This is a genomic window from Pseudemcibacter aquimaris (assembly GCF_028869115.1).
Taxonomy (GTDB): domain Bacteria; phylum Pseudomonadota; class Alphaproteobacteria; order Sphingomonadales; family Emcibacteraceae; genus Pseudemcibacter; species Pseudemcibacter aquimaris.
Map to the genome: position 1 here is coordinate 3,328,973 of NZ_CP079800.1, position 12,493 is coordinate 3,341,465.

Annotated in this window: 10 protein-coding genes and 2 pseudogenes; 2 read left to right on the forward strand and 10 right to left on the reverse strand. The window is 44.0% G+C overall.

The window, feature by feature from the left end:
* Nucleotides 1–3: 3 nt before the first annotated feature.
* Complete coding sequence (locus tag KW060_RS15625; protein WP_249036379.1) at nt 4–1,119, reverse strand: alpha/beta hydrolase family protein; 1,116 nt, start codon at nt 1,117–1,119, stop codon at nt 4–6.
* A 1-nt stretch (nt 1,120) separates the two neighbouring features.
* Nucleotides 1,121–2,725, reverse strand: coding sequence for an N-acyl-D-amino-acid deacylase family protein (locus KW060_RS15630; RefSeq protein WP_249036380.1), 1,605 nt, complete (start codon nt 2,723–2,725; stop codon nt 1,121–1,123).
* Between the two features lie 78 nt (nt 2,726–2,803).
* On the opposite strand from KW060_RS15630, the gene KW060_RS15635 reads away from it, so the two are divergent.
* Both KW060_RS15635 and KW060_RS15640 read left to right on the forward strand, forming a co-directional pair.
* On the forward strand, nt 2,804–4,324 hold the full coding sequence (locus KW060_RS15635) for a Na+/H+ antiporter NhaC family protein (RefSeq protein WP_249036381.1): 1,521 nt from the start codon (nt 2,804–2,806) through the stop codon (nt 4,322–4,324).
* Nucleotide 4,325: 1 nt separating this feature from the next.
* Nucleotides 4,326–4,784: a GNAT family N-acetyltransferase gene (locus tag KW060_RS15640; protein ID WP_249036382.1), complete on the forward strand. Its 459-nt coding sequence runs from the start codon at nt 4,326–4,328 to the stop codon at nt 4,782–4,784.
* Here KW060_RS15640 and KW060_RS15645 read toward each other — a convergent pair.
* From KW060_RS15645 to KW060_RS15675, 8 genes and pseudogenes are all read right to left on the reverse strand, one after another.
* The gene (locus KW060_RS15645) at nt 4,781–5,827 is read right to left on the reverse strand and encodes a fatty acid desaturase family protein (protein WP_249036383.1); all 1,047 of its coding nucleotides are present in this window, start codon (nt 5,825–5,827) and stop codon (nt 4,781–4,783) included. The genes KW060_RS15640 and KW060_RS15645 overlap by 4 nt on opposite strands.
* Nucleotides 5,828–5,974: 147 nt before the next feature.
* Nucleotides 5,975–6,418, reverse strand: coding sequence for a hypothetical protein (locus tag KW060_RS15650; protein WP_249036384.1), 444 nt, complete (start codon nt 6,416–6,418; stop codon nt 5,975–5,977).
* Nucleotides 6,418–7,110: a respiratory nitrate reductase subunit gamma gene (gene narI / locus KW060_RS15655; RefSeq protein WP_249036385.1), complete on the reverse strand. Its 693-nt coding sequence runs from the start codon at nt 7,108–7,110 to the stop codon at nt 6,418–6,420. The genes KW060_RS15650 and narI overlap by 1 nt, the downstream gene beginning before the upstream one ends.
* Nucleotides 7,110–7,799 (reverse strand): nitrate reductase molybdenum cofactor assembly chaperone, encoded by a 690-nt coding sequence (gene narJ, locus KW060_RS15660; protein ID WP_249036386.1) that lies wholly within the window; start codon nt 7,797–7,799, stop codon nt 7,110–7,112. The genes narI and narJ overlap by 1 nt, the downstream gene beginning before the upstream one ends.
* A gap of 3 nt (nt 7,800–7,802) precedes the next feature.
* Nucleotides 7,803–9,200: pseudogene (gene narH / locus KW060_RS15665) on the reverse strand (nitrate reductase subunit beta); the annotation flags it as partial.
* A gap of 165 nt (nt 9,201–9,365) precedes the next feature.
* Nucleotides 9,366–9,851 (reverse strand): annotated as a pseudogene (locus tag KW060_RS15995) (hypothetical protein); the annotation flags it as partial.
* 123 nt (nt 9,852–9,974) lie between these two features.
* Nucleotides 9,975–11,258: a tetratricopeptide repeat protein gene (locus tag KW060_RS15670; protein ID WP_249036388.1), complete on the reverse strand. Its 1,284-nt coding sequence runs from the start codon at nt 11,256–11,258 to the stop codon at nt 9,975–9,977.
* Nucleotides 11,255–12,481: a COG4223 family protein gene (locus KW060_RS15675; protein ID WP_249036389.1), complete on the reverse strand. Its 1,227-nt coding sequence runs from the start codon at nt 12,479–12,481 to the stop codon at nt 11,255–11,257. The genes KW060_RS15670 and KW060_RS15675 overlap by 4 nt, the downstream gene beginning before the upstream one ends.
* Nucleotides 12,482–12,493 lie beyond the last annotated feature (12 nt).

The window sequence follows — 12,493 nt, forward strand, 5'->3', positions numbered from 1 at the left end:
AAATTAGCGTGATACAAACATGTATGACGCCTTTTCCATTTCTTTGATGTTATTAAACGGTCTTTCCGGTGAAAGATGATCTTCCAGGAATTTGTAAATGTCATATCGGGCCTGGCGTGCCACTTTATGATCCATACGGGCAAAATTATGTGCGCCCGGGATGTCTTCAAATTCCTTATAGATGAAATCTTTGCCGTCTGCTTTTAATGATTTAACAAGATGGCGAATTTCTAAAATATTGACATCATCATCATTGGTATTGCCGTAAACCATTAATGGCGTTTCCAATTTGTGGGTATTCCAAGCGGGGGACCGTTTGATATATTCATCATGATTTTCAAATGCGCTTTCGCCGATATGATATTCGGTTTCATATAATTCACGGTATCCTTGGGTTTTGTATCCCATACGTGCAATAAGATCGCTTACCGGAACATCAGCAAAGCCAACTTTATAGGCATCCGGATATTCAAATAAATTCATAAGCGTGATCAGCCCACCATGGCTGTGGCCCATGATTCCAACGCGATCCTCGTCGACGATGGCGTAATTTTCAACCATATAATCACGGGCGGCTTTGGCGTCTGCAATTTCCTTACCACCGTAATCAATGCTTTCATAAAATCTTTTGCCGTATCCTGTGCTGCCGCGGTAATCCGGCGCAATGATGATATATTGCTGGGCGATCAGTTCACGGTAAAGCTGGCCGTTTTCCACATTAAAGTTGGCGTGGACCCCTTGATGCGGGAATACCAAAAGTGGGTATTTTTTATTTGGGTCGAGATCCTTTGGGAAAAACACATAAGACGTAAATGTAAACGGGTTGGTTAAGGTAAGTGGGTTTTGTTCTCCGTCGCCGGAAAAGTCATGATCCTTACCAAGGGCAGGACCCGTCATACGCACCCGTTCAATGTGGGCGACATCGCCCATGATGTGATGCATTTGAATATCGGTGATCCCTTTGTTCACACGGCTAAAGGAATGACGCATGTCGCTGATTTGTTTTTTAAGATCAGCAATTTGTTCCTTAAGATCATCCGTTTCATCGGCTGTAGCAAATGACGTTGACGTCATGATAGCAAATGCCATTAACCCTATATATTTAAAAAACTTATTCATTTTAATCCCCTTTCGTTTTTAACAGAACGCGGCCATAAATCGGGCTATCTGATCCAGCTGAAATATCAGTGGCCTTGCCGTTGACGATCACTGCGTCAAATCCGGTTGGCTCAGCAAATATATCTGTCCATGTTGTGCCGGCACGTACATTTTCCAAATCAATGACAAGAATATCCGCGCCCATTCCTTGTTTAAGGCGGCCGCGTGTCTGAATATCAAAAATATCTGCCGTTTGCCCGGTCATTTTATTAATGGCCAGTTCCAGTGACATTAATTTATCACGTACCACATATTCATGAAGCACTTTCGGGAAAGAGCCAAATGAACGCGGGTGGCGCATGGTTGGGCTTCCGTCCGTTGAAATGGAAACATCAGGTGCGGTGATAAACGCGTCTTGTGTTTCTTTGGTCATAATGAAATGGGCCGTTGCCGGTCCGCCATGACCATAATCCATAATCACGTCTTCCGGGTCTTTTCCGGTGATTTCAGAAATATCGGCGACCGTTTTACCGGAATATTCACCGGATGACACAAGTATGGCACCCGGGCCGTTACGGCGTTTAATTTTTGCGGTTAGGAATTCCTTAAATTCAGCGCGGCGGTTTGCTACGGCATCATTAAATTCAAATTCACGCTTTGCCCATTCCGGGTATAGGTACGTCATGTTACCAAAGCTCGCGAGATATGGATAAACATCAGCGGTTATTTCAATGCCATTTGCGCGTGCTTCGCGGATTTGATTAAGAACGGCGTCACCCTGGTCACGGGTTTTGCCATAGACGACCTTGATATGTGATGCATTAACGCGGGCGAATTGGCCTTGTTCAATCAGTTCCGCGATGGACGCGTGAACTTTGTCATCATCTTCGTTTCTGATGTGGCTTGAAATTACGCCATCATGCTTACCAACAAGTTTGGCAAGACCGAACATTTCTTCCTTATCGGCATATCGGCCCGGCACATATTCAAGTCCGGTATTTAACCCATATGCGCCAGCCATCATGCCATCGACGAATAATTCTTCCATTTTTGCTTGTTCTTCGGGCGTGATTTTGTCCTTTTCACCGCCACCAGAAAGCTGCCTGATGGTGCCATGCCCAACGAGGGTCGCCACATTGGGGCCGCTTCCTTTTTCATTGACCTGATCAATCCAGTTTCTAAAGGATGAAGCATCACGGGCAGGGCCGCCACTTGGGAAATAACCGGGGTTGGTGCCATCCTGACCAAGTAACACGGTTGTAATCCCCTGACGCAGGAAGTTTCTTAAGTGGTCGTTATCTTCCTGAAGCGGGTCACCATGTGAATGGGCATCAATAAAGCCCGGGGTAACGATGCGGCCTGTGGCATCAATTGTGTTGGCCGCCTTAACAGCATTTCCGTCAACATCACCGATATAGGCAATTTTGTCACCGCTCACCAATATATCACCCATGTATGACGCATCCCCCGTGCCGTCAACGATGGTTCCCCCGGAAATATGAAGATCATAAGTCAGGCTATAATCTGGCCCACTTGATGTATTTTCAGTTTGCTGATTTTCTGCCGAACATGCCGTAAGCGCTAATATAGAAAATAGCGCAAAAATTTTGGATAAAGCATTCATCATTTCCGCTCCCGTAAAATATTATTGTTTCTTAAAAGTGAATTATGGTTACTATAAGCAAAATTTCAAAGGAGTAAAGCGTTGGAAGCCTCAGATTATGGAATAATCTCTATTATTCCCATTATATTGACACTTGGGATTGCTGTATGGACACAAAATGTGATCATTGGTTTATTTATTGGTGTATTTTCGGGGGTCATTATTTTAAACGGTTTTAATCCTGTTATGACATTAAGTCTGATGGTGTCCGATTATTTTGTACCGCAAATGTTATCACCCAGTCAGGCGGGTATTCTTGTGCTCATGTGTTTTATTGGCGGTCTAGTGGCGCTTATGGAACGTTCGGGTGGGGCGGTGGCGTTCGCGACCACCATGACCCACGTGATCACCAGCCGCTTTAAAGCGCAAATCGCCACCTGGGCGACAGGGATCATGATTTTCTTTTCTGATCTTGGTACCCCGCTTATTGTCGGACCTATTTATAGGCCGATTACAGACAAGCTTAAAATTTCCCGTGTGAAACTAGCGTGGATTGTTGATACCACCGCATCACCGGTGGCGGTGCTTATTCCGTTTATTGGTTGGGGCGTATATTCAATGGGCCTTATTGAAAAGGAATATCTGGAAATTGGCCGTGTGGAAAATAGTTTCGATGCCTATGTTGCAGCGATCCCGTTTCAGTTTTATTCGTTATTTGCCATCATCATGGTGCCGCTTGTGGCGCTTTCGGGATATGAATTTGGTCCCATGGCCCGCGCTGAAAAACGCGCGCAGGAAGGTAAGGGCCTCATCGATGATAGCGGTATGGAAATATCCGATACCATTTCTCATCCCAATGCCAAGGCGATTTTTGTTTGGTTGCCGCTTTTGGTGATGGTGAGTGTTTTATTCTTCTTGCTAGCACCGCTTGGGTTTCCGCTTAATAGCGTTCCGTCACTGGCATTTCGGGGCGCGCTTTCAAGCGCATATTTCTTTTCTGCGATGACACTGATTGTGTTGCTGCTTATTTATGGCGTTAAAAGTTTCAAGGAAAGCATCACCATTTACCTTGGTGGCGTAAGTAAAATGACAAGCGTGCTGATCATTCTTGTGCTGGCGTGGTCACTCAGTTCCGTGGGTAAAAATCTTGGTACTGCGCAATTTATCATCTCAATGGCCGAAGGAAACTTTGCGCCGTTTCTTGTGCCGGTGGTGGCGTTTTTATTTGGCGCGATCATGTCATTTGCGACCGGATCATCATGGGGCACATATGCGATTATGATGCCGCTTATCATTGCGGTAGCACACGCACTTGGTGCGCCGATGCATGTTTGTATTGGGGCGGTTCTTTCCGGTGGAATGTTCGGGGATCATTGTTCGCCAATTTCTGATACAACCATTCTTTCCGCTTCCGGCGCGGGATGTAGCCAGTTTGATCATGTTAGAACACAGCTTCCTTATGAGCTATTAAATGGCACCATTTGCGTTGTTTCCTATATCATGGCGGGGCTGACCGAAAGCAATCTTGTCTTTATTCCGGGTATGGTGTTACTGGGCGTCAGTCTTTATATGATGAATAAAATCGGCGGTGTAAAAATTCATAATACAAGCACGGTAGGTTAAAATGAATATCCGTGATGCAACTGATAATGACCGCGATTTTATTTTAGGGCTTTCGCCAACACTGATTGAAAATGCAAGCCTTGCTTGGCATTCTGATCAGGTTGAACGTGAATTTCAGGACCGTTTCATTGAAGAGGTTCTTGACAATAAGGATGTCATCCAGCAAATCCTGATTGCAGAGGATAATGGGGAAAGGCTCGGCTTTATCCAAGTCGAAGAAAGCGAAGATGAAGTTTCACTTGAGACATGCGCGAAAATTCAATTGCTTGCGGTGACGAAAGAGGCGCAAGGCAAAGGCGTCGGCAGCGCCTTGATGAATAGGGCCGTTCGTTGGGCAAAGGAAAAAGGCTTCCGTCTGATATCATTAGAGGTTTTTGCCAATAACAAGAACGCACGCGCTTTTTACGAGGCGCAAGGCTTTCAGAATGACACCATGTTTATGGTTAAGCCGCTTGATTAATTTTTCTGCTGACTAAGTTTAGAGTCTTCCCACAGCGTTGTTAACGCATGCCATAAACTGCGGCGGGTCGCCGCCAGATATAATGAATTATCCGATAAGTCACGCACCAGAATATCATGGGCTTCACCCAGTGAATGATACGGCATTTGCGGGAATAAATGGTGTGTTGCGTGATAACGCAATCCAACCGGTGCCCAAAACGGCGAAAGCATACCGCCCGTGACATCGACGCTATCCAGAAACTGATCCGGTACTGACATCTTGACGTCACCCGGGTTTCTATAGGCATGGGCCCCAAGTGTTCTGAAGCTATTCATAAAGAATATCGTGAGCGTCACAAGATACCAAACGACAATGAATTTAAATGGCAATACGCCCTGATAAATCATAATGGCCCCGGCCCACGCATAAAGAGTGGCGCATACTTCTTGAATACGCCAATACTCGCCATCAAGTCTTGTTGGTGGCGGGCGTCTATAGGCAAGGTCAATCGTGAGCGATGACGCGCGTTCCCATGCGTATCTTCCAAGCGGTGGAATAACCCATGACAGTGGCGTCAGGATTAAGAACCGCGCGAGGAAAAGAAACGGAAGGATCAGGGACAAGAAAACATAGGCAATGATTTTCCAGCCTTCTTCCGCGCCGAAAGGCAGATATTCACCGTCTTCTGTCGTGCCGTATGTGTCCCTTCTGTGGTGATCATTATGAACACCGTAATATGTGAATGACGGGATCAGAAGCGGGAAGCCTGCTGTGATATTCCAAAAGGCGACGAAACTTTTAAAAGTGCCCTTTTTAAAATGAACAATTTCATGCACAAAAATGGCCACACGATATAAAGAAAAAGAAGAAACGATGAAAAACAGAATATTGGCTATGGAAAAAGGTTCCGTTTCCATCACCAGATAAAATGAACCCCAACCCAACACAAGATTAAGCAGCAAATCTGCCCAATAAATAAGCGGGTTACGTTTCATCAAATGCGCAACCAAAGCGCGGGCTTCTTGTAGGGGGAAGTCTTCGCTATTTTCCGGTGCTGGCATTAGTATCTCCAATATTCGCAAGTTATGCTTTACTTACATATTCTCTATTTGTGTTTTTAAATGAAATCAATCATCAAATGTAAAAATCTGACTTTTTAAAATGAGGGGGTTAAGGAAATAGAGCGCTCTATTTCCTTAAAAATATGATTAGATGCCTACGATTTTTGCCTTATCCATCAGACTGTCCATATAGGCAGTAAAGGCCGCCTGATGGCTTTTGTCCTCAATAAAGACGCGGATATGTTCGCGCACCATATTGAACGGAAGCACATCACCCGTTTTATGATCTTTGAAGCGGGATTGATGCATTTCATAATATCTGCGACAAACAATCTCATCGGCATCCGGAAGCTGAATGACATCCTCAAGAAGGGTTTCAATGACGTTTTCTTCTTTTTCATTATCAAGTTCTTCAAGTTCATCTTTACTGATGATTTCACGTTCTACCGCTTCATCGAGTAATAATTTGCGAATGATGAGCGCTCTGGCCGCTTCGCCGCGCGCCTCATTTAAAGAGGCGGCGGGATGGTTTTTCATTTCCGAATGAACTTGGTCATCGGTGATTTCATAATTGTTGACAAAGACGGGCATTATTGTGCTCTCCCTCTGCCTCTAACGATTTGATAACCGGTACGGAACAGATATTTAACGGGTGCGCTTAACATATGCACAAGTCTTGTGAACGGGAATATCAGGAATATGGTAAGCCCGAGGAATAAATGTGCCTTAAAAACCCATGCTTCATTCACGATGAAATCAGCGGCCCCTGGTTGGAATGTCACAATATGCTGTGCCCAGTTCGCAAGCGCAATCATGGATGACCCATCAAGATGCTGTGCTGAATAAGGAATTGTTACCAGTCCTAATATCAATTGGATATAAAGGATAAACAGCAACGCAATATCGGAAAAACGGCTTGTCGCACGAATACGTGGATCAAAAAGCCTGCGGTATAATAGCATGCTTAAGCCAATAAAACACAGCACGCCGAAGAAACCGCCTGATACCATCGCTAGTATTTGTTTTGCGCCCGCTGTCATGACCACATGATAAACGGATTCCGGAGTTAGAAGTCCAACAAGATGTCCAAAGAACAGGAATATAATTCCGATGTGGAACAGATTACTGCCTACACGCATTCCTTTTGATCTTAAGAGCTGGCTACTGTCCGCTTTCCAAGTGTATTGATCGCGGTCATAGCGGGCAATGGTAACGCCGACCATAATCATGATGGCGATATAGGGATAAATCCCGAATATAAATTGGTGGAGATAGTCGGCCATTAGTTTGCTCCTCCTAGTGGTTGATTAAGGTGAGTGTTATTTGCGTGATAACTGGTCATGTCGCATGTGCCGCAATCTTTTGAATTGTCGAAAGCTTCGGCTTCCTGCCATTCTTCGTCCAGCTCATCCAAAGTTTGTTCACGAATTTCTTCTGCTTTTGCTTCTGCAATGATCGCGTCATCCGGTTTTACTTTGGCAAGTGCCTCTAATGCCTCGAACAGGATGTAATAAAGGCTGTCGCGCTTTTTAAGTCTAATGCCGATGGTGGCGATGACATTGATCGGATCACCGACCAAATCAACCGCTTCATCCGCAGGACATGTGGATAGATATTCAAGAAACAGTGGTAAATAATCCGGAAGCTCCCCTTCCTGCATATAAAAACCACGGTCCGCATAACTTTCGATCAAATTGACCATTGCCTGTCCACGGTCACGGCTTTCGCCGTGAATATGTTCAAACATATGCAGGCAATGCGCACGTCCCCGGTCAAACAGATCAACATATTCTTCCTGAAGTTCATAAAGATCCGTCTGTTTCATATAACTGATAAAGTTCAGAACTTTTTTCATGGTGCGTTTAGGCAGAAATTCTTCTGCCTTAAGCACGTCTTCCACCTCATCAAGGTGATCAATCAGTTCCTGTTTCGGATAGGAAAGAAGCAATCCTATGATTTTAAATGTTCTCATGATTTATCTCCTTACCTGGCCGTTCATTGTGTTTTCATGGGTTGGTGAACCGAACAGATTTGTACGGCTTTCACCGCCGGAACACCCATTACCAAAACTGAAACCGCATGATGAACGAGTTTCAAAGGCGATCTCGTTATCAAATGGTGTCTCACCTGCATATTCGCGGTGGTTGGTTGGAATAACAAACCTGTCTTCATAATTGGCAAGTGCCATAATGCGGTACATGTCATCCATGGTTGCGCTGTCCATATCAACGGCATCAAGGATTGCTTGATTTTCAATGCCACCTACTGATTTTTCACGCATATATTCGCGCATGGCCATCATGCGTTGCAGCGCAAATTCGACCGGCTGTTCTTTACCGCCAGTAAGCATATTGGCAAGATATTTAACCGGAATACGAAGGTCTTCAGTATTTGGAATAACGCCGCTTCTTGAAAGTTTGCCTTCTTCCATTGCGCTTTGAACCGGTGAAAGCGGTGGAATATACCAAACCATTGGCAAGGTGCGATATTCAGGATGAAGCGGGAATGCGATTTTCCAATCCATCGCCATTTTATAAACCGGACTATTTTGTGCGGCTTGCATCCAGCTATCCGGAATGCCAGCCTTTTTGGCTTCTTTAATGACGTCAGGATCATTTGGATCTAAGAACACATCAAGCTGTGCTTCGTAAAGATCTTCTTCATTTTCTGTTGAGGCGCCGGCCTCAATTTTATCAGCATCATAAAGAAGAACACCAAGGTAACGAATGCGACCCACGCAGGTTTCTGAACATACTGTTGGGTCACCGGCCTCAAGACGCGGATAACAAAGAGTACATTTTTCAGATTTACCGCTGTTCCAGTTGAAATAGATTTTCTTATAAGGACAGCCGCTCACGCACATGCGCCAGCCGCGACATTTATCCTGATCGATTAGCACGACGCCGTCTTCTTCGCGTTTATAAATCGCGCCACTTGGGCAGGATGCAACGCAAGTTGGGTTTAAGCAATGTTCACAAAGGCGCGGCAAATACATCATGAATGTATTGTCGAACTTTCCGTACATTTCTTTTTCGACGTCTTTAAAGTTATAATCCTTACCGCGTTTTTCAAATTCACCGCCAAGAATTTCTTCCCAGTTCGGGCCCCAATCGGCCTTTTCCATTTTTTCACCAGTGATCATAGAATGCATCCGCGCGGTTGGCGGTGTTTTTACCTCTGGTGATTTTTGAAGACGGTCATATTCAAATGTGAACGGTTCATAATAATCGTCAATTTCCGGAAGGTCGGGGTTGGCGAAAATTTTGGAAAGAATTCTGAATTTGCCGCCAAGCTTTGGTTTAATTTTACCATTTGCAAGACGGACCCAGCCACCGTTCCAGCGTTTCTGGTTTTCCCAGTCACGCGGGTAACCTTGCAATGTTAATCCTTTGATGCCTTTATATGTCACGTCTAGCACATGTGTTTTTGTTTCAAGATCACCAAAGGGATGATCGTTACCGAACACGCGGTTTACGTTCCATACGTACCCGTAAACGGCTGTTAGGTTTTCAACGGAATTATTAATGACGGCAACCGCGTCATATGTTTGATCGTTTTGGCGCCATCCAACTGTGCCAACAAAGCGTTGATTACCAAGATTGATACCTTGGCGGCCCGCAGCAATCGTTGTTTTTTCAATGCCAGTATAGGCAAGGAAGGCTTGATTGACTTCTGTATGGTTTGCATCGGCAATGACAGGGTGTGTTGTCATTCCATTTATTGTATTATTATGGTCACCACCCAAATTGCCAGAATGTTCAAATTCTAGCGTACCGGATAGGCCGTTCCAGACCCCGGTTTTATATCCAAGTTTTGTACGAACAATATTGCCAAGCGCATTTTCAGCAAGGTCGTCTTGTGACACAGCGGCCAATCTATATCTGATATCGAGGTAGGCATCGCCGTTCGTGAGTGCGTCTGCGAGGGTTTCTGAATTTTGAGCATTGGCAGCAGGTGCCATGGAAAGCGCAAGGGGTGTAGAAGCAAGTAAAATTACCTTACTTAGGGTTGCGAGAGTTTTCATTTTTTTGTCCTCAGGTGCAGTTATATTTCTATTCAGGCATACGCCGATGAAGAAATATAAACTTGATAGAGGTCAAAAAATTGACGAATTAAAAGTCGATTGTTTTTGGCAATGTTAAAAATATTATGCCCGTTGCCATATGATATTATTAAATTCACCACATGATGTGCATAGGGGTGTATAATGATTGTGTTTAGTATCGCAATGTGTGCAAACCCATTGATTTTTATGGGATAATTTTGCGGATTTATTTTTATAATTTTCTGCGGCTTCGCCCGGGCCTTTTTGTTTTTCTTCTAATTTTGCAAGTAATAAATATGTTTTGGGTGCTTCATCGGGGCCACCGATAATTTTATTTAATGCTGTTTTTGCATCAGGCCACTGTTCAGCATTGATGGCCGCTTCTGCCATGATATGTGCACTTTCAACGAATTCGGGTGCACTGTCTGCGATTTTTTTGATTCGTCTATATGCTTCACTGTTACTTTCCTGCGGGTATAATTCTAGCAACATTTCAGCCAGCTCATCATTTGGTGCTTTTTTCCAAATATTCCGTATTACCTTTTCAGCAGCATTTGGATCATTTTGTTCAAGGTGTAATTTCGCTAATGCGAGTGCAGCAGGTGAAAATGCAGGGTCTAGTTTTAAGGCAGATTTTAACAGTGAAGCACACTCTTGCTTTTTACCGCCTGCTTTTTTCTCAAGCGCCAGTGCATATTCTGTTGCGGCCTTGATATTTTTAAGAGTTGCGGGACTGATTACGCCTTTTTGTTTTTCTGCCACTTTTATGGCGTCTAGTGTCTCTTGCCAATTTCCTGTTCTAGCGGATGCATAGATATATTGTTCGAGAAGCCAGGCGTTTTTTGGGGCTTGCTCACGTAACGTGGTAATTAAGGATGTCGCGGCGGGCCAGTTTTTATTCTTAATCAATTTCTCAAGTTTTATTTTTCCGGTCCAGATTTGGTTTTCTTCTGATAAGGCGAGTTTTTCAAAATATGGGTTTTTATCTTTTCCGAGCTTTTCTGTGGCACTGGCAAGAAATCTTAAAATTTCGGTGTTTTCGCCAATAGCACCTTTTGCGCGTAGGGCATGTTTTATGGCGTTATCATAATCATCAAGCGCATAAGCACCCCAGGCCTGATCCATCATTTTGTCTGCTTTTGCGCGTTTTGCGACCATTCTTTTTGGGCTTCCAAGAAGTGCAGATATATTCATCCATTTAAGTATTTTTAAAGTGAATAACAATGCGGCGGTATAAAGAACCAACAACATCACAGATACCGCAACAGAAAAACGGATTTCCCATCCTTGCCAAGAAATAAGCACATCACCCGGGTTAGCCGCAATCCATGCTGCTACAAGCGCAAGAGAAATACCAATAACAGTGAAAATAGTTAAGCGTATCATGCGGTTACCCCAACGGCTTCATAACTATTCATGGCCAGATAGCTTTCAGCGGCAATTGATTCTAAAGTTTCTATCGCTTCTTCACCATATAACCAGATTTCAAGATCTTCTTTCCAGGTTGATAGCAGATTTTGAACGGTTGATGGCATGGCGCTTAAAGCTTCGAGCACGGCATTAAAATCCTGTCCGTCTATCCAGGCTTCTATTTGTGCAATCAAGCTTTCAACAGAACCGTCATTTTCAGTTAATTCACCAGTGCGTCGCACGGTAATCATATTTTGCAAACGTGTCATTGTTGATTGCCACCATGATGCGTTTTGCGCGTCTGTTGGTGTCGCCATAATTTCAGGGATCAATTCCGTAAATCTGCCTTTTAGATCAGCAGGGGTCGGAAGGCCAGTTGAGGCATGGTTAGATAACTGATCAAGTGCACCGTTCACTGCATCATTCATGGCAAGGGTGCTGCTTTCGGTCAATCTTTTGACCGTAGCAAGTTCAACAGCAAAACTTTCACCGGAAATCACCTTTCTTTTAAGCTCTGCGATTTTCATATTTAACAAAAGACCGCTATTATCACGTGCGCTTTCAGTTTCAAGTGATACAAGACGACTTTCAAGTATGGTAATTTTTTCAGAAAGTGCAGCTGTTTCACTTTGTAATGTTGCTCTTTCTTTTTCTGCTTCTGCGGCATCAAGCATGTTTTTGCTTAACGGAACAAATGATGCTTCAAGCTGGCTCATGCGGCTCAGCAGCATATCAATGCGGGCGGCCTGTGATGTATCAACTGGTGCTGCTGTATTTGTTTCGATTGTTTCTGATGCAGCAGGGCTGATTTGTGCTTCAAGGGCATCCATTCTGTTTTCAAGTATGGAAACATCAATAGCGGAAAGTCCGTCAAGACGACTTTGCTGTTCATTTGATTTTCTTGTTAAATCATTGATGGTTTGTTGCTGTTCATCAAGTTGTTGCTGAATTGTGGCAACATCAACACTGTTATTTTGACCAAGCCAACCTGCAACATATGGCACGCGTTCAGCAATAGTGGGCAGAAAATATATTGCTGTTGCGCTTCCGGCTAAAAACAGGATCAGCAGCATTAATATGCGCAATGCAATATTAGGATTTTTCTTTTCCTCTTTTTTATTTAACGGGGAATTATCCTGCTTGATATCTACTTTCTTTATGGCAGATGTTTTTTCTTGTTTTTCTTTATTGTCTGTCATGGTCGCCCCTTA

Bases quoted from the DNA above. Each gene is read 5' to 3' on its own strand.
- KW060_RS15625 (WP_249036379.1), bottom strand. From the start codon at position 1,119: ATGAATAAGTTTTTTAAATATATAGGGTTAATGGCATTTGCTATCATG.
- KW060_RS15630 (WP_249036380.1), bottom strand. From the start codon at position 2,725: ATGATGAATGCTTTATCCAAAATTTTTGCGCTATTTTCTATATTAGCG.
- KW060_RS15640 (WP_249036382.1), top strand. From the start codon at position 4,326: ATGAATATCCGTGATGCAACTGATAATGACCGCGATTTTATTTTAGGG.
- KW060_RS15645 (WP_249036383.1), bottom strand. From the start codon at position 5,827: ATGCCAGCACCGGAAAATAGCGAAGACTTCCCCCTACAAGAAGCCCGC.
- KW060_RS15650 (WP_249036384.1), bottom strand. From the start codon at position 6,418: ATGCCCGTCTTTGTCAACAATTATGAAATCACCGATGACCAAGTTCAT.
- narI (WP_249036385.1), bottom strand. From the start codon at position 7,110: ATGGCCGACTATCTCCACCAATTTATATTCGGGATTTATCCCTATATC.
- narJ (WP_249036386.1), bottom strand. From the start codon at position 7,799: ATGAGAACATTTAAAATCATAGGATTGCTTCTTTCCTATCCGAAACAG.
- KW060_RS15670 (WP_249036388.1), bottom strand. From the start codon at position 11,258: ATGATACGCTTAACTATTTTCACTGTTATTGGTATTTCTCTTGCGCTT.
- KW060_RS15675 (WP_249036389.1), bottom strand. From the start codon at position 12,481: ATGACAGACAATAAAGAAAAACAAGAAAAAACATCTGCCATAAAGAAA.